Origin of the sequence: Micromonospora sp. NPDC048935, from assembly GCF_043197875.1 — a bacterium.
Classification (GTDB): domain Bacteria; phylum Actinomycetota; class Actinomycetes; order Mycobacteriales; family Micromonosporaceae; genus Micromonospora.
Map to the genome: position 1 here is coordinate 195,152 of NZ_JBICTZ010000002.1, position 15,929 is coordinate 211,080.

Genomic DNA, 15,929 nt, shown 5'->3' on the forward strand with positions numbered 1-15,929 from the left:
CCGGGCCCGGGGGGTCAGGCCGGGGTGACCGGTGGGCTGCCGGGATCGAGGAACCGGCCGACGGTCAGTTGGAACTCGTGCCAACCGGCACGCTCCCCGGCCAGCGCCCGGCGGCCGGAGTCGGTGAGCTGGTACGTCCGCCGCTCCCGACCGTTGACCGTGCTCCAGGTGCTCGCCACGTGCCCCGCACGTTCGAGACGACGTAGCGCCGGATAGATCGTGCCGGTGGGCAGGTCCAGGCTGCCGTCGCTGCGCTCACGCAGCGCCTCGATGATGGCGTAGCCGTGCTGCTCGCCCTGCTCCAGCACGGCGAGCAGCAGAGCGTCGAGATGGCCGTGCAACGACTGGGCCTTCATGCGTAGCTACGCTACTTGTCGAACGGTCGCTTCGCCAGCGGCAGTCACCAGCAGGTCGAACCCATGCGCCAACCGGCCACCGGGGTGCGGGCATCGGTCACCCCGGGCCGCCGACTAGGGTATGTGCCCAGAGTCACTCGTCGGTCAGAGACCCCGGCGGGTGGGCAACCCGAAGCACACGGAGGTCAGCGTGGCCCGCCAGTCGCCCCAACGGCCCGACGCCGACGAGCCCGAGCTCGACGACACCACCGGCGCGGCCGAGCCAGATCAGGCCGAGGAGACCGACCGCGCGTCGGCCTCGGTCGACCGTTCACTCTGGGACGAGCTGCGCATCGATCCGGTGGAGATCGCCCTGCCCGCCGGCACCGGCTACACGCTGCGGGCGTACCGGCCGGCCAGCTCGCTGACCCCGACCGACGTCACCGAACGCGACCAGGACGACCCGTTCCTCGCCCGCCGCCAGGTCGTCGAAGAGGAGGACGACGAGACGGTCGTCATCCTCGACGAGGAGCTGGCCGACGAGTTCGCCGACAGCGACGAGGACGAGTCGACGGACCGCCGGGGCGCCGGCAAGGCCGAGGACGAGACCGAGGCCGACGAGGACGTCACGGACGAGGCGGACGACGAGGAGGTGCCGGTCTTCCTCAGCAACCAGGGCAAGCTGCTGCTGTTCAAGACCCCCGAGTCGTTGGTCAGTTTCATCCGGTCCGGTGCGCCCAACGATCTGTCCCAACTGGACAGCTGGAATGAATTGTCCGAACGGGTGGAGCCGGCCGACATCGCTCCGCTCGACGAGGACACCTACGAACTCGACCTGGTCGTGGAGAACCTGCGCGGCGGGCACGACACCTGGGATTCGACCCTGCTGATCGAGGCTGGCGAGATCGCACGGGACATCTCGTACGCGTTGCGGCTGCCTGCGGTACTCGACATGCTCTCCGCCGGCTCCAGCCTGGACGACCTGGACGAGGCGCTGCGTGCCACCACCAACGGCGGGATCGGCGCTTTCATGGGTCGGCGGCGGCTGAAGAAGATCGGAGCACAGACCGCGAGTTTGGGTTGGCGCACCATTGTCGGCAAGATCTCTGCGGTGGTGGACTGGCGCGACTGACCCGTACCGGGGAGCATCAGTTGCTGGCAGAGGAAAGACCTGTCCCGGGAGGAGGACGACGCCGTGGCGCTCGTGCGCGTTTACTGCGGTCTGGCCTCGGCGGATCCGGCTGACCGACCGGCCTCCGCCGGTTCGACGCTGACGTCCGCTGTGGTCGACGACGCAGGCCGTCTGCTGCATGTCTGCGAGATCAGCGACGACGCCGCTGGCTACGCCCAGCTCGTCGCGCTGCTCGTGGAGCGGTCGGGCGGGCCGAGCGGTGCGGCCATCGCCGCCGACAGCGACGACCACACGGTCACCTCGCTGCTGAGCGCGGCGGGACGGCCGTTGGCCATCGCGGACGACGACTCGGTGGACGACTTCGCCGAGCGGTTCGCCGATGACGACTCGTTGGAGGAGATGCAGTCGCCTCCGGCCGAACGACGGGCCGTCGGCCTGGCCCGCGCGTTACAGGCGGGCGCGCTCTCCGCGGTCACCCTGCCGGCACCCCGGGACCTCGCCGGCTACAAGCAGGTGCTCTCCGCGCACGCCGCTCTGGCCAGCGGTCGGCACTCCGCCGCCGTGGCGTTGCGCGAGGTGCTGCGTGAGCTCTACCCGGCGGCGCTGCGCGCGTACCCGGATCCGGCCGAGCCGGTCTCGCTGGCGGTGCTGGACGCGCTGCCCGAGCCGGGCATGCTCGGCGGCACCGTCGCCCGGGGCCGCGAGGTGTCCGTCGCGGCGGATGCCATCGCCGCGCACCTCGCCGCCGACGGGGTCGCCGACGCCGAGGAGATCAACGAGGCGGTCACCGCACTGCGGGTCGCCATCTCCGAGACGCCGCGCCGCGCCGCGGTCAACCGGGCGCTCACGTCCGCGGTGGCCGAGACGGTCCGGCAGGCCGTCGCCTCCGTGCGGGCCTGCGACGCGGGGTGTGAGGCGCTGGTCAGCGCGCTCAGTTCCCGGGTCAGCACGCCCGCCCAGGCGCCCGGCCGCCGTGCCGCTGCCCGCCGCGGCGAGACGGTCGGCGAGCTGACCGGCCTGGCCGGCACCAACGCGGGGCTGACCGGCCTGGCCGGCACCAACGTGGGATTGACTGGCCTGGCCGGCACCGGTGCCGGTCTGCGTCCGGTCCGACCCACCCCGCCCGCGGTCGACCCCGCACCGGCCGTCGGGCGGCGCAGCCGCCCTGAGCCGGTCCCCGGTAACGCACCGCTGACGTCGCCCCGCCCACTCGGGCCGCCACCGGTCGCCCCTCCGCCGGTCACGCCGCCGCCGGTGGCACCCGCGCCGATGGCCCCGGCGGCGACGGCCGGTCCGCCGTCGTCCACGCTTCCCGGGCGCACCGATCCGAACCCCAACCGAATCGACGGCCCGACCAACCGACCGGTGTCGTCTCCGCCTCCTCCGCCGCCCGGGATCACCCCGATCGCACCCGCCCAGCGGGGCATGGTGCCGCCAGCGGAGGCCGGTGAGCCGTTCCGGCCGACGCTGACCACTGCCGCGATCAACCACGCGCGGGCGGAGCGGCAGCGCACGGTCATCCCGCCTCGCCCCAAGACCAACGGCGAGCCCCGGCCGAGCCACCTGCAACGCCCGGTCGAGGAGCCGCCGACCGGCGGGTTCAGCGCCACCGATCTCAGCATTCCGGTGCCGACCCCCCGGCCTGGTCAGGAGTCGGCACCGCCCGGCTCCCGGGCCAACTGGCCGCTTGTCAACAACCCGGAGGACCCGGCCGACAGTTCGCCGAACAACCCGGCCCCCTACTCGTACGGTGGCGGCCGCGGTATCGACGCGCCGACCGACCCGGGTCGCGCCGACGGTCGGGTCACCCCACCCTGGTTGGCGGACGACCTGCCCCAGGAGCCCCCCATGCTGCGGCTGGTGGAGCCACCGCCGCTCGCTGACCGGGCGCTGCGTGAGGGGCTCAACCAGCCGGCCGACGCGCACCTGGAGACGCCGCCGTTGCGGTTGGTCGACCGGGAGCAGGCCGCTCGCGGCGGTCGAGCAGCCGCGCGCACCGACCGCGCCCCCGAGCACCGGCCGGCACCCCCGGTGGAGCACCGGCCGCCTCCGCTGGAGCGCCGATCCCCTCCGGTCGAGCACCGCCCGCCACCGGTCGCCGACGAGGGCGACGGCGACCTGCTGATCTTCGCGCAGGCCAAGTCGGCCTGGTTCGTCGGTCAGGCCGAGGAGTCCGACCTGGACTGGTCGACCACTGCCGACACCGGCTGGCAGGCCGCCGAGCAGGCAGCCCGCCCCGCGGTGGGTGCCGAGACCAACGCCGGGCTGCCCAAGCGCGTGCCACAGGCCAACCTGGTCCCTGGTTCTCCGCTGCGCGAGGAACGCCCGTTGCGGATAGTGCGTGATGCGGCGAGCCTCGCGGAGAACACCACCGGCTACTTCCGTGGCTGGCGTCGCGGACAGGAGATCGGCGGCTTCGCGGTGGGTGGTCGGCCCGGTCGCGAGGCGGCCGGCGGCTGGGACTTCAGCCGCGACCACGGGGACCGCGACGACGACCGGGAGTACGAGTACCGCTCCGCCGGTTACCAGTCCTGACCGACACACCCCTCTGGCGTCCACGAGCGCGCCCCCAGTCGACCGGCTGGGGGCGCGCTCGCGTCAGCGCGCCGTCCCGCGGACACGACAACGCCGCTCCTCGAAGATCGTGGAAGAGCCGCGCCCCGGTAGGGGGCGACACCTTCCAGATCTCGAGAAGCGGCGTGCAGGGTACGGCGGACAGGGCGCGACGCCCGGTGGCGGCCGGAGCCACCACCGGGCGTGCGATGCCCGATCAGGCCGGGGCGACCGCGCGCGTACGACGCATGGTGAGCACGTACTCGACAAGCGAGATCAGCACGTGCTTCGTCGACTCCCGGTTACGGGCGTCGCAGGCCACCACCGGCACGTCGCTCGAGATCGCCAAGGCGTCCCGAACGTCCTGCGGGTCGTGGTACTGCATCCCGTCGAAGCAGTTGATCGCCACCAGGTACGGGAGGCGTCGGTGCTCGAAGAAGTCGATCGCCGCGAAGCAGTCGGCCAGCCGGCGCGTGTCGACAAGCACGACCGCACCGATGGCGCCCCGAACCAGTTCGTCCCACATGAACCAGAATCGGGTCTGACCCGGCGTACCGAACAGGTACAGGATCAGGTCACGGTCGATCGAGATCCGGCCGAAGTCCATAGCCACCGTGGTCGTCGTCTTACCCGGCACCTGCCGGGTGTCGTCGACGCCCACGCCGGCAGAGGTCATGATGGCCTCGGTGGTCAGCGGCGTGATCTCCGAGACCGAGCCGACCAGCGTCGTCTTACCGACGCCGAATCCACCGGCGATAACGATCTTCGCCGACGTCACGCGCCCACTCGGGTTCGGTGGGCGGTGCGACATGTCAGAGCCTGCGAAGTCCACTCAGCACCCTCTCCAGCAGTTCAGTGCCCACCGCGTCGTCGGAGTCGTCCAAAATGGTCGGCTCGTGAACCGCGACCAGGCCGTCCGTCGCCATGTCGGCGATGAGCACCCGGGCCACACCGAGCGGGAGCTGCATCCGCGCCGCGATCTCCGCGAGCGATTGCACGCGTCCGTCACACAGCGCGGCGATGTACTGGTGTTCGCGACCCTGGCCGCCGTTGCCATTGGCAGCGGCCCGGCCGCGCACCGTCGTCTCGACGAGCGCCTCCAGCGCGATGTCGAGCCGAGGACGGGTACGACCGCGGGTCACGGCGTATGGACGGACCAACGCTCCGGTTGGTTCGTCACGATCGGCCATCTCGCCGCTCACCCCCTTCGTGCCCGCTACCGGCTCCCACCGGTGAAACCCGTCGTTGTCGTCGTTGCAGTCGTGCCGACCTCACGATCGGCGAGGCGTCAGCCCAGCATGCCCGCGGCCGCACGCGGCTGCGGGGTCAGCGCGTCGCCCACCCGGTCGACAAGCAGCGCCATCTCGTAGCCCACCTGGCCCACGTCGGAGCTGCGGGCGGCCAGCACGGCGAAGGAGGAACCGTCCGAGATGGACATCAGGAACAGGAAACCATTGTCCATCTCCACGACGGTCTGCAACACCGCGCCTCCCTCGAAGCAGCGGGCTGCCCCCTGGGTCAGGCTGACCAGACCCGAGGAGATCGCGGCAAGCTGATCGGCCCGGTCGCGCGGCAGATCCCGTGACGACGCCAGGAGTAGGCCGTCCGCCGAGACGGCAACCGCATGCGCGACGCCGGGCACCCGGTCGGCGAAGTTGGCCAGCAGCCAACCAAGATCCTGCGTAGTTGTCATCCTTCTTGCTCCTTCTGCCCGCTCCCGGCCACCGGGCCTGAGCCAGACTGCGAGGATTGCTGCCCTCCCGGAGTCGCCTCCGGGCTGGTCGGGTTGTCCGAGGTGCTACGCCCTCGCTGCACACCCCGGTGGTAGGCGGAGAGCAGGCCACGGACTGCCTCCGGGGAACGGCGCTGGACCGAGGTGGCGGGCTTCTCCACCGCACCCGGCACGAGTTGCGCCATCGGCTTGCGCTTCGGCAGGCCGGTAGTGGTGGTCTCGCTCACCGGTGCCGCGCCGGCCGCCGCCGAAGCGGCACGCCAGCCGTCGTCAGCCGCGGTCTGCCAGCCGTTGCTCTGCGGTTGGGGCCGGCGGTTCGGCAGGCTCTCGGCGAGGCTGGGGCGGGTGCCCTCGTTCGCTGTGGAGCCGTTGTCCCGCGGCGCTCCTCCGGCCGCCGGAGTGTCTGCCATCGGTGTGTTACCTGTCGTCCCGGGTGGTGTCTTGTGGACTGTCCGACCGGTGGCCTCGACCGTGGCGAACTGCTGGGTCGCGGTGTCGCCGTTCGTGCTCGGCTGGGCGCCGGCGGCGGACTCCTCCGAGCCCGGACGGCGGGTACGGAACCAGGCCGACTCCAGCTCCCGGAAGATCGGCAGCTCCATCGTCTCGTCCGCGTACCGCTGTCGGTTCGGTGCCTGCGGTTGCTGTGGCGTCGGCCGAGTCTGCGGAGCCGGAGCTGGCACCGGTGCCGGCGGCTGCGCCGCGGCGGGCGGCTGCTCACCGGGTCGCGGCACGCGCGGCAGCTCCGTCGTCATGTCCAGGGCGGCGGCGAGCCGCTCCGGCACCGGCGGGGTCGCCGCGTCCCGGTCGCCACCCGGCACCGGCGGCCAGGCCGGGGGTGCGGGGGCGCTGGGCGCCTGCGCGGGTGGGGCGGACCGGGTGGCGAACCCGCTGAACGACTGGCTGGACACCGGTGGCACCGAGAACGGCTGACCCGGGTACGGCTGACCGGACGTCGGTGACGCGGACACCGGCGCGGCGGACACCGGCGGACCAGCGTACGGCTGCCCGGAGGCCGGGGCGGCGGACACCGGCGCGCCGCCGTACGGAGCACCCGAGTAGGGCTGCCCGGAGTATGGCTGACCTGAGGCCGGCGAGGCGGAGACCGGCGCACCGGAGTAGGGCTGCGCGGAGACCGGCGGCACCGAGTACGGGTGCGTCTCGGGGCTGCTCGGCAACTGCCGGGGAATGGACGGCTGCTGACCGGTGGTCGGAGCGTCGTCCCCGGAGCGGCGCTGCGGCAGCGGGTCGATCGGCTGGCCGTTGGCCGGCCGCGGGGTGAACCCGTCGCCGCCGTTGACGCCGTTCGTCCCGGCCGCACCGGTCAGATCCGACCAGGCCGGCATCGAACCGTACGCACCGGCGTTGGCCGGGGTGCCGGCACCGTTTCGCGAGGCCGGCTCGAACGGGCGACCGCCGAGGGTGACCTGGTTGCCGGACTCGCTGGAGCGCGGGTGGTTGCCCAGTGCGGGCAGCGCGCCGAAGACCGGCGTGGGCCCACCCTGCTGGGGGCCGCCGGCCGCGGGCAGGGCCGGGGGCTGCTGCACCCGACCGGAGAGCGCCCGGGGCACCAAGACCGAGGTGGGCAGGGTCACGTCGGCGACCGTGCCGCGGTCGGAGCCGGGGCGAAGCTCGACACGGACACCGTGCCGGGACGCCAGCCGGGCGACCACGACGAGGCCCATCATCCGGGACACCGCCACGTCCACCTGCGGCGGCGTCGCGAGCCGCTCGTTGAGGTCGTGCAACTGCTCGGCGCTGATGCCGATGCCGCGATCCTCGACGTAGAGCGAGGAGCGGTCGCCGACCCGGCGGGCCTCGACCATCACCTGCGAGTCGGGCGGCGAGAACGCGGTGGCGTTGTCGAACAGCTCGGCGACGAGGTGCACCAGGTCGTTGACCGCGTGCGCGGCGACCTCGATGTCGCGGTCGATGACACCGAACTCGATGCGGGTGTAGTGCTCGACCTCGGACTGCGCGGCACGCAGCACGTCGATCAGAGCGGCCGGCTCACGCTGCACACGGGTGGAGTCGGCGCCGGCGAGCACCAGCAGGTTCTCGTCGTTGCGGCGCATCCGGGTGGCCAGGTGGTCGAGCTGGAACAGCTCGGCCAGCCGGTCCGGGTCCTCCTCGCCGCGCTCCAGCCGGTCGAGGTGCCCGATCAGGCGGTCGACCAGGATCTGTGAACGGCGGGCCAGGTTGACGAACATGGTCGCGACGGAGGCACGCAGTGCGGCCTGCTCCGCGGCGGTCCGGACGGCTTCCAGGTGGACGGCGTTGAACGCCTCGGTCACCTGACCGAACTCGTCCTTGCTGCGCACCGGCAGCGGCTCGGCGATCTGGTTGGCCAGCTGCACCGGGGAGAGTTGCCCGACGACCTGTGGGTCGCGCAGGCGGGCCACTGCCTGGGGTAGGCCGTACTGGGCGACGGAGAGTGCACCCTGTCGCAGCTCACGGAGCGAGCGGGCCATCGAGCGGGCGACGAGGTACGCGAAGAGGATGGCCAGCAGCAGCATGCTGAGCAGCAGGCCGGTCTCCAGGAAAACCTGACGCTGGACGTCGGAGCGGAGGTTGTCGGCCCCGGCGACCACTTCACTGTCGAGCTTGCGCTCGACGGTGCGGATCAGCCGGGCGTTGGCCGTCATCGCGGCTTCCCACTGGTCCGGTTTGAACGGCGCACCGCGCATGTCGCCGGTGGTGTTGCCGTCGATCCAGCCGGTGTAGTTCTGCGCCTCCCGACGATCGCCGCCCGCGACCGTCTGGTCGTGGAACTTCGCGTCGTCCGGGGTGGCGACGGCCTTGAAGCTCTGCAGCGCCTGCTGCTGGCCGGTGCCGCTGGCGATGTAGTCGGTGCGCAGGGCGGGGGTCAGCCGCTGGCCACCCTTCACGCCGAGCGCGCGGTGGACCACGACCCGCCGGGCGGCTAGGAACTCCTTCTCCCGGGCGACCGCCGCGGCGGCGCGCATCCGGTCGCTCAGGTCGTTGTCACCGGCGAGCTGTGTGGCCGAGTCACGGATGGCGAGCAGGTCGCTGATCAGGCCCTCGTACGCCTGGACGGTCTCGGTGAGCGCGAGCTTGCCGTTGAACACCTGGCTGCGGATGCCGGACAGGTCCTGCAGGTTCTGGTCGATGCCGTCGAGCAGCGTCTCGAGGCTGCTCGGCAGATCCTCGATCTCGGTCCGCTGCTGGCGGTAGGGGCCCGCTTCCTGGTCCACCCGGGAGTTCACCCGGTTGTAGGCCTCCTGGTACTGAGCCGTCGGCTGCGTCCCGTCCGCGCCCAGCAGCAGCACGGCGGCGGTCCGCTCGTCCTGTAGGGCGTCGACCAGGTCACCCGAATAGCTCGACAGGTTGGCCAGGTCGCCGGCTCGGTTGGCATTGTTGAGCGTCTCCACGTGGTCGACAAGACCACTGGTGCCCACCACGACCGTGGCGATGGTCGGCACGATCATGATGAGACCGAGCTTGGACCAGATCGGCATGTCCCGGAGCCGGCTGGCCGGCCGGCGCAGCCGCGACAGGAAGGAGCCCGCCGTCTTTGGCCGTTTGCTCACGTCACCGCCCTCGCGATTACAGCTTCAACGCGTTGCCTCCGGGCAACGCCCAGCGACCGACCCGGCGGGTCGGACCCCCGAGATTCCATCACGCCGGTCGACAAGAAGAAAGCCCAGGTTGTCACCTACCGAAGGTGTGATGAGATGTTGATGCGATTTGATAGCAGTCCGTCTGGCCGGAGTAACTGAAGGTAATGGAACATCCGCACCGCGTTGTCCTCCTCGCCGGCCCTTCCGGGTCCGGGAAGTCGTACATAGCCCAGCAAACCGGCCTCCCGGTGCTCTGCTTGGACGACTTCTACAAAGACGGCGATGACCCTACGTTGCCACGACGAAACGACCAGGTGGATTGGGAATCGCCAGACTCCTGGGATGCGCCGAGTGCGGTGGAAATCATTGCCCAGCTCGCTCGTGAGGGCCGAGCCGATGTGCCGGTTTATGCGATCGGCGCAGATCGACGTGTGGCCACCCGGCCATTTGATCTCGCCGGATCGCCACTTTTCGTGGCTGAAGGGATTTTCGCCGCCGAGATCGTCGAGGAGTGCCGTCGCCGAGGGCTGCTGGCCGGGGCGTACGCGCTGCGCCGGCCGCGCGGTGCGACCTTCCTGCGCCGGCTGGCCCGCGACCTGTCCGAGCAGCGCAAAGCACCCCGGGTGCTGGTCCGCCGGGGCGTGGCGCTGTTGCGGGCCGAGCCGGCGGTGCTGCGTCGGCAGACCGGGTTGGGCGCGGAGGCGGCCCGCGCCCGGGAGGTGCTACGTCGGGTGGCCGGCCTGCTCGCCGGCCACCCGCACGCCTGAGCCGATCAGGCCAGCAGGTCGGCGTACGCCGGCTTGATCACCTCGTCGATGATCCGCAGCCGCTCGTCGAAGGGGATGAAGGCGCTCTTCATCGCGTTGATGGTGAACCACTGCATCTCCTTCCAGCCGTAGCCGAAGTTCTCCACCAGCAGCGACATCTCCCGCGACATCGAGGTGCCGCTCATCAGCCGGTTGTCGGTGTTGACGGTGGCCCGGAACCGCAGGTCCCGCAGGAGGCCGATCGGGTGCTCGGCGATCGAGGCCACCGCGCCGGTCTGCACGTTCGACGAGGGGCACAGCTCCAGCGGAATCCGCTTGTCCCGCACGTACGCGGCCAGTCGGCCGAGCGCGCCGTCGGGGCCGATGTCGTCGACGATCCGCACCCCGTGACCGAGCCGGTCCGCCCCGCACCACTGGATCGCCTGCCAGATCGACGGCAGACCGAACGCCTCACCGGCGTGGATGGTGAAGTGGAAGTTCTCCCGCTGCAGGTATTCGAAGGCGTCCAGGTGCCGGGTGGGTGGGAAGCCCGCCTCGGCGCCGGCGATGTCGAAGCCGACCACCCCGGCGTCCCGGTGCCGCACGGCCAGCTCCGCGATCTCCTGCGAGCGGGCGGCGTGGCGCATGGCGGTGAGCAGGGTGCCCACCCGGATGGTCAGGCCCGCCTCGACAGCCTGGGCGGTGCCCTCGGCGAACCCGGCCAGCACCGCCTCGACGACCTCGTCCAGGGTCAGGTCCTGCTCCAGGTGCTGCTCCGGGGCGAAGCGCACCTCGGCGTAGACCACCCCGTCGGCGGCCAGGTCCAGTGCGCACTCGCGGGCCACCCGACGCAACGCGGTCGGGGTCTGCATGACCGCCACGGTGTGCGCGAACGTCTCGAGGTAACGCTCCAGGGAGCCGGAGTTGGCCGCTTCCACGAACCAGCGTCCGAGCGCCTCGGGGTCGGTGGTGGGCAGCTCGTGCCCCGCCTCCGCGGCCAGGTCGACGATCGTCGCCGGCCGCAGCCCGCCGTCGAGGTGGTCGTGCAGCAGCGCCTTCGGAGCCTTGACAATGTCCTCGTACCGGATAGTTGCGACCATGCTCAGACCCTAGCCAGCGACGGATATGACCGGGTGTGGGAGGTCGCCAGAGGTCCCGGCTCCGGCCCGGATCGGCCCGAACTAGGCTGAACGGCATGGAAGCACCACGGTGAGGGGCAGCCCGCCACACCGCTGGGCGGGGGCCTGACGTGGACCTCCGCATCCTCGACCGGCTGCGCTGCCCGGTCTGCGGCGAACCTCTGGGGCTGACCACCGACGCGAGAGCACTGCGCTGCCCACGGCGGCACAGCTTCGACATCGCCCGCCAGGGCTACGTCAACCTGCTCACCGGTCGGGCCCCGCACGTGGGCGACACCGCCGAGATGGTCGCGGCCCGCGCGGACTTCCAGGCGGCCGGGCACTACGACCTCATCTCGGTCGCCCTCGCCGCCGCCGCGACGGAGGCCGTCGCCCGGCTCCGCGCGCCGGACGCGACGACCACCGCACCTGCCCCGTCCGTCCTTTGCTCTGCACCCGCGGAGGCGACACTCCGGTCCGGCGACCGTCGCCTCGGCGGGTGCAGAGCAAAGGACACGACCGCAGGGGTACGGGTCGAACCGGCGGCGACCGACATCGGGGCGTACCCCCTGGTGGTGGATGCCGGCGCCGGCACGGGCCGATATCTCGGCGCGGTGCTGGCGGCGCTGCCGGACGCCGTGGGTCTGGCCCTGGACGTGTCCAAGCCGGCGCTGCGTCGCGCGGCCCGCGCGCATCCCCGGGCCGCCGCGGCGCTCGCCGACACCTGGCAGCGGCTGCCGCTCGCGGACGCCTCGACCGCCGTGCTGCTGAACGTCTTCGCCCCGCGTAACGGCCCGGAGTTCCACCGGGTGCTCGACCCGGCGGGCACCCTGCTGGTGGTCACACCCGACACCGACCACCTCACCGAGTTGGTGGATGCGCTGGACCTGCTGCGGGTGGACCCGGACAAGGCCGACCGGGTGACCGGCAGCCTGGGCGGGCACTTCACCCTGGTCAGCTCGGCGGCGCACCGGGCGGAGCTGACCCTGGCCCGCCCGGAGGTCGCCACCCTGGTGGGGATGGGCCCGAACGCCTGGCACACCGACCCGGAGGCACTGCGCGCCCGGCTGGCCGCGCTGCCCGAGCCGGTGCGGGTGACCGTGGCGGTCCGGGTCGACGCGTACCGACCGCGCTGAGCTCAGGTGGAGAGGTCGACCTCTTCCCAGCCGGGCGGCTCGTCGTGGTACGGCCCGCGCAGGATCACCGCCCACTCCAGCGCCCAGCGGCGCTGGCCGATCGCGTTCGCGTCGACCAGGCCCGGCGCCCGCCGACCGTCGCGCTCGGTCTCCAGGTACGCCCAGTCCAGGCAGTAGTGCAGGTCGAGCAGGGCGGCCGCGTCGGCGGGGTGCTGCGGCGCGGTGAGGATCCGGGAACGCCAGCGCGGGAACGTCTCCCCCTCGGCGATGTGCGGCAGCCGCTCGACCAGCCGCTCGTCGACGGCCAGGGTCGGGTCGAGTTGCTTGCTCAACCCGAGCACCCAGGCCAGCGCGAAGAGCGCGTCGTGGTGCAGCACGAACGAGCGGTGGTCGCCCTTGCCGCCCATCACGAACTGCCACTCCGGCGGCGTGACCATCTCGACCAGGTGCGAGCCGAGCAGCCAGCTCATCGCCGCCTCCGGGGGCATCCCGAAGCAGCGGGCCAGGATCAGGTGCAGCACGGCGATCCGCGCCTCGATCTCCGCCGTGGGGCGCAGGTCGATCTCGTCCCCCGGCTCCCAGACCAGCGGAAACTGGGCCGGCGGCAGCGGCAGACCAAGCCGGGACAGCTCGTCCAGGCTCGCTTCGCGCACCTCACGTGGGTTGGGAGCAGCAACGGTCACGGCGGGTCTTCCTGTCTGCTCGCGCCGGCTCAACGCCGGTTGTCCCCCCTTGGCCTGCGACAATAGCGCTCCAAGGTGACCGGCACCACGCCACCCCGACCCCTGTTTTCGCCTCAGCCGACGCGTTCGATGACCAGCGGTGTCGCCGCCGGGGCGGTCGGCGCGATCCGCACCGCGTCGGCGGCCTCGGCCAGCGCCGCCGGAATCCGCGTCGCGTCCTCGGCACGCAGCTCGTAGAGGGGGTCACCGGCCCGGACCGGGTCACCCGGCCGCCTGTGCAACACCACCCCGGCCGGCACGCTGACCGGGTCCTCCTTGCGGGCCCGACCCGCGCCGAGCCGCCACGCCGCAACCCCCATGGCGTACGCGTCGACGGCCGCGACGTGCCCGTCCCGCTCGGCGCGGACCACCTCGACCTCGTTCGCGGCCGGCATCGGCGCGTCCGGGTCGCCACCCTGCGCCCGGATCATCGCCCGCCAGGAGTCCATCGCCCGGCCGTCCCGCAGTGCCGCCGCCGGGTCGGCGTCCGGCAGGCCGGCCGCGTCGAGCATCTCCCGGGCCAACGCGAGGGTCAGCTCCACCACGTCGGCGGGTCCACCTCCGGCCAGCACCTCGACCGACTCGGTCACCTCCACCGCGTTGCCGATCGCCAGGCCGAGCGGGGTGGACATGTCGGTGAGCAGGGCGACCGTCCGAACGCCGTGCGCGCCACCCAACTCGACCATCGTGCGCGCCAGCTCGCGGGCCTGGTCGACGGACTTCATGAAGGCACCCGAGCCGACCTTCACGTCGAGGACCAACGCGCCGGTGCCCTCGGCGATCTTCTTGCTCATGATCGAGCTGGCGATCAGCGGGATCGCCTCCACGGTGCCGGTGACGTCGCGCAGCGCGTACAGCTTGCGGTCGGCCGGGGCGAGCCCGGCACCGGCCGCGCAGATCACCGCGCCGACCTCGTCGAGCTGGGCGATGAACTCCGAGTTGCTCACCGTGGCCCGCCAGCCGGGGATGGACTCCAACTTGTCCAGTGTGCCGCCGGTGTGCCCGAGCCCTCGACCGCTCAACTGCGGCACGGCCGCGCCGCACGCCGCCACCAGCGGAGTGAGCGGCAGCGTGATCTTGTCACCGACGCCGCCGGTGGAGTGCTTGTCGACTGTCGGCCGGCGTACCGCCGAGAGGTCCAGCCGCTCACCGCTGGCGATCATCGCGGCGGTCCACCTGGCGATCTCCGGCCCGGTCATGCCGTTGAGCAGGATCGCCATCGCCAGCGCCGACATCTGCTCGTCGGCGACAACCCCCCGGGTGTACGCGTCGACCACCCAGTCGATCTGCGCGTCCGACAGCACCCCGCCATCCCGCTTGACCCGAATAACGTCAACAGCAGCAAAACCACTCATCAAATGATCTTTCTTAGTCTTGTGCAGATCCCGACCCAAGGACAGCGAGCACCGAGGGATTGGGCCGACCGTGCCCGGCGGAGGGATCAAGCCTGACCGCCCGGAGCCGGGCACGGTCGGCCCAATCCCCAAGCTCAACCCCACCGAACCGGGATCTCCAAAGGCGGCTCACCCTCCCCGGCCCAGAAGATCGTGCCGGTCGCGTCGACCACCACCACACGCGGTGTCCGGGCCAGGCCCCAGGTGATCGCCTCGGCCGGTTCTTCCCAGCTCGGCGCCTCCTCCAGCACGCCGGTCTCGGCACCGACGTCGTCTCCGGCCGACCGCTCCCAGTACGCGGTCCAGACCTGCTGCCCGGCGGACATGTCCGGGTGCACGAAGACGGTGCCGCGCCCACGCCAGGCGGCCAGCCGCTCCGGGACCACCGGCACCGGTGTCTCCCCGGTGACAGCCTCCAGGTCCTCCACGCCGAAGGCGTGCGGCAGCAGCTCGGCCATCCGCAGCGGGCGGGTCCTGCTCTCGATCAGGCACTCCGGCCCGCCGTGCTCCCAGAGCAGTTGCCGGCAGCGACCACACGGCATCAGTGGTTCACCTGTCGCGTCGACGCAGGACATCGCGACGATCCGACCGCCCCCGGTGGCGTGCAGGCTGGAGATGACACCGCACTCGGCGCACAGCGTCACCCCGTACGCGGCGTTCTCCACGTTGCAGCCGACCACCACGCGGCCGTCGTCGACAAGCGCGGCCGCGCCGACCGGAAACGTCGAGTACGGCGCGTACGCGTGCCGCATCGCGTCGGTGGCGGCGGCGCGCAGCCGCGCCCAGTCAATGTCGGTCATGCCACCATTCTGCCCAAGCGGCCCAGGTCAGAAGCAGGCAGGGCGGGGTCCACGCCGAGTCTGTACCTACTGGTATGTACAGTGACGCCATGGACTCGCGACAACTCCTTGTCGACACGATGAGCGAGCTCATGTGGGAGCGCGGCTACGCCGACACCAGCCCGCGTGACGTTCGCGAACGGTCCGGCGTGGGCCAGGGCAGCATGTACCACCACTTCCCGACCAAACGAGATCTCGCGCTCGCCGCCCTTGAGCGCAACGTCGCCGATCTGCTGCCGGCCGCTTCCGAACTCGACGCCCCGGGTGACCCGATGGCTCGGATCGAGGCCTACCTGATGCGTCCCCGCGACGCCCTGAAGGGCTGCAAGGTCGGCCGGATGACCCAGGACCCGCAGGTCCGCGAGGACCCGGTGCTGCTCGCCCCGGTAGCGCGCGCGTTCGCCCAGGTCCGCGTCAGCTGGGTCACGGTGCTACGCGAGGCCGTCGCCGCGGGCGAACTGCGGGACGACCTCGACCCCGAGCAACTCGCCAACACCCTGATGGCCGTCCTACAGGGCGGCTATGTGCTCGCGATCGCCCAGCAGGACTCCGGCCCGTTCGACGATGCCCGCGCCGGCGCTCTCGACCTGCTCCGGGCGGCGGCCCCAGCCGGGCTCGCCCACCAGAACAACAGGAGGAACTGA

Annotated in this window: 14 protein-coding genes; 5 read left to right on the plus strand and 9 right to left on the minus strand. The window is 71.9% G+C overall.

The annotated features are described in order from the left end of the window. Positions 1-14 precede the first annotated feature (14 nt). Positions 15-356: a helix-turn-helix transcriptional regulator gene (locus tag ACGFIW_RS07185; protein WP_357555621.1), complete on the minus strand. Its 342-nt coding sequence runs from the start codon at positions 354-356 to the stop codon at positions 15-17. A 160-nt stretch (positions 357-516) separates the two neighbouring features. Here ACGFIW_RS07185 and ACGFIW_RS07190 point away from each other — a divergent pair, with 160 nt between their 5' ends. Next, positions 517-1,467, plus strand: coding sequence for a DNA primase (locus ACGFIW_RS07190; RefSeq protein WP_393311595.1), 951 nt, complete (start codon positions 517-519; stop codon positions 1,465-1,467). A gap of 39 nt (positions 1,468-1,506) precedes the next feature. Beyond that, a complete protein-coding gene (locus tag ACGFIW_RS07195; protein ID WP_393312736.1) occupies positions 1,507-4,002 on the plus strand; it encodes a transposase in 2,496 nt (831 codons plus the stop codon). 235 nt (positions 4,003-4,237) lie between these two features. On the opposite strand, the gene ACGFIW_RS07200 is transcribed toward ACGFIW_RS07195, so the two are convergent. From ACGFIW_RS07200 to ACGFIW_RS07215, 4 genes are all read right to left on the minus strand, one after another. Then, positions 4,238-4,831: an ATP/GTP-binding protein gene (locus tag ACGFIW_RS07200; protein ID WP_007455465.1), complete on the minus strand. Its 594-nt coding sequence runs from the start codon at positions 4,829-4,831 to the stop codon at positions 4,238-4,240. Position 4,832: 1 nt separating this feature from the next. Then, positions 4,833-5,210 (minus strand): DUF742 domain-containing protein, encoded by a 378-nt coding sequence (locus tag ACGFIW_RS07205; RefSeq protein ID WP_030329021.1) that lies wholly within the window; start codon positions 5,208-5,210, stop codon positions 4,833-4,835. A gap of 98 nt (positions 5,211-5,308) precedes the next feature. Then, entirely contained in the window at positions 5,309-5,713 is a 405-nt protein-coding gene (locus ACGFIW_RS07210) for a roadblock/LC7 domain-containing protein (protein WP_030329023.1), read from the minus strand. After that, a complete protein-coding gene (locus ACGFIW_RS07215) occupies positions 5,710-9,300 on the minus strand; it encodes a nitrate- and nitrite sensing domain-containing protein (RefSeq protein WP_393311597.1) in 3,591 nt (1,196 codons plus the stop codon). The genes ACGFIW_RS07210 and ACGFIW_RS07215 overlap by 4 nt, the downstream gene beginning before the upstream one ends. Before the next feature lie 503 nt (positions 9,301-9,803). On the opposite strand from ACGFIW_RS07215, the gene ACGFIW_RS07220 reads away from it, so the two are divergent. Beyond that, the gene (locus ACGFIW_RS07220; RefSeq protein WP_357555618.1) at positions 9,804-10,097 is read left to right on the plus strand and encodes a hypothetical protein; all 294 of its coding nucleotides are present in this window, start codon (positions 9,804-9,806) and stop codon (positions 10,095-10,097) included. Positions 10,098-10,102: 5 nt separating this feature from the next. Here ACGFIW_RS07220 and ACGFIW_RS07225 read toward each other — a convergent pair whose 3' ends face one another. After that, on the minus strand, positions 10,103-11,176 hold the full coding sequence (locus ACGFIW_RS07225; protein ID WP_393311600.1) for an adenosine deaminase: 1,074 nt from the start codon (positions 11,174-11,176) through the stop codon (positions 10,103-10,105). Between the two features lie 149 nt (positions 11,177-11,325). Between ACGFIW_RS07225 and ACGFIW_RS07230 the strand changes: the two genes are divergently transcribed. Continuing rightward, on the plus strand, positions 11,326-12,330 hold the full coding sequence (locus ACGFIW_RS07230; RefSeq protein ID WP_393311602.1) for a putative RNA methyltransferase: 1,005 nt from the start codon (positions 11,326-11,328) through the stop codon (positions 12,328-12,330). Between the two features lie 2 nt (positions 12,331-12,332). Here the strand turns inward: ACGFIW_RS07230 and ACGFIW_RS07235 are convergent, their stop codons facing one another. The 3 genes from ACGFIW_RS07235 to ACGFIW_RS07245 all read right to left on the minus strand — a co-directional run bounded on the left by ACGFIW_RS07235 (position 12,333) and on the right by ACGFIW_RS07245 (position 15,246). Next, positions 12,333-13,013, minus strand: a complete 681-nt coding sequence (locus tag ACGFIW_RS07235; RefSeq protein WP_357076316.1) for a DUF4272 domain-containing protein — start codon at positions 13,011-13,013, stop codon at positions 12,333-12,335. A 113-nt stretch (positions 13,014-13,126) separates the two neighbouring features. Beyond that, a complete protein-coding gene (locus ACGFIW_RS07240; RefSeq protein ID WP_393311604.1) occupies positions 13,127-14,407 on the minus strand; it encodes a thymidine phosphorylase in 1,281 nt (426 codons plus the stop codon). Between the two features lie 134 nt (positions 14,408-14,541). Beyond that, a complete protein-coding gene (locus ACGFIW_RS07245) occupies positions 14,542-15,246 on the minus strand; it encodes a cytidine deaminase (protein ID WP_393311606.1) in 705 nt (234 codons plus the stop codon). Positions 15,247-15,335: 89 nt separating this feature from the next. On the opposite strand from ACGFIW_RS07245, the gene ACGFIW_RS07250 reads away from it, so the two are divergent. Next, complete coding sequence (locus ACGFIW_RS07250; RefSeq protein WP_393311608.1) at positions 15,336-15,929, plus strand: TetR/AcrR family transcriptional regulator; 594 nt, start codon at positions 15,336-15,338, stop codon at positions 15,927-15,929.

Excerpts from the sequence above, each read along its gene's own strand:
- ACGFIW_RS07205 (WP_030329021.1), bottom strand. The coding sequence starts at position 5,210 with ATGGCCGATCGTGACGAACCAACCGGAGCGTTGGTCCGTCCATACGCC.
- ACGFIW_RS07185 (WP_357555621.1), bottom strand. The coding sequence starts at position 356 with ATGAAGGCCCAGTCGTTGCACGGCCATCTCGACGCTCTGCTGCTCGCC.
- ACGFIW_RS07200 (WP_007455465.1), bottom strand. The coding sequence starts at position 4,831 with ATGTCGCACCGCCCACCGAACCCGAGTGGGCGCGTGACGTCGGCGAAG.
- ACGFIW_RS07210 (WP_030329023.1), bottom strand. The coding sequence starts at position 5,713 with ATGACAACTACGCAGGATCTTGGTTGGCTGCTGGCCAACTTCGCCGAC.
- ACGFIW_RS07250 (WP_393311608.1), top strand. The coding sequence starts at position 15,336 with ATGGACTCGCGACAACTCCTTGTCGACACGATGAGCGAGCTCATGTGG.
- ACGFIW_RS07240 (WP_393311604.1), bottom strand. The coding sequence starts at position 14,407 with ATGAGTGGTTTTGCTGCTGTTGACGTTATTCGGGTCAAGCGGGATGGC.
- ACGFIW_RS07225 (WP_393311600.1), bottom strand. The coding sequence starts at position 11,176 with ATGGTCGCAACTATCCGGTACGAGGACATTGTCAAGGCTCCGAAGGCG.
- ACGFIW_RS07245 (WP_393311606.1), bottom strand. The coding sequence starts at position 15,246 with ATGACCGACATTGACTGGGCGCGGCTGCGCGCCGCCGCCACCGACGCG.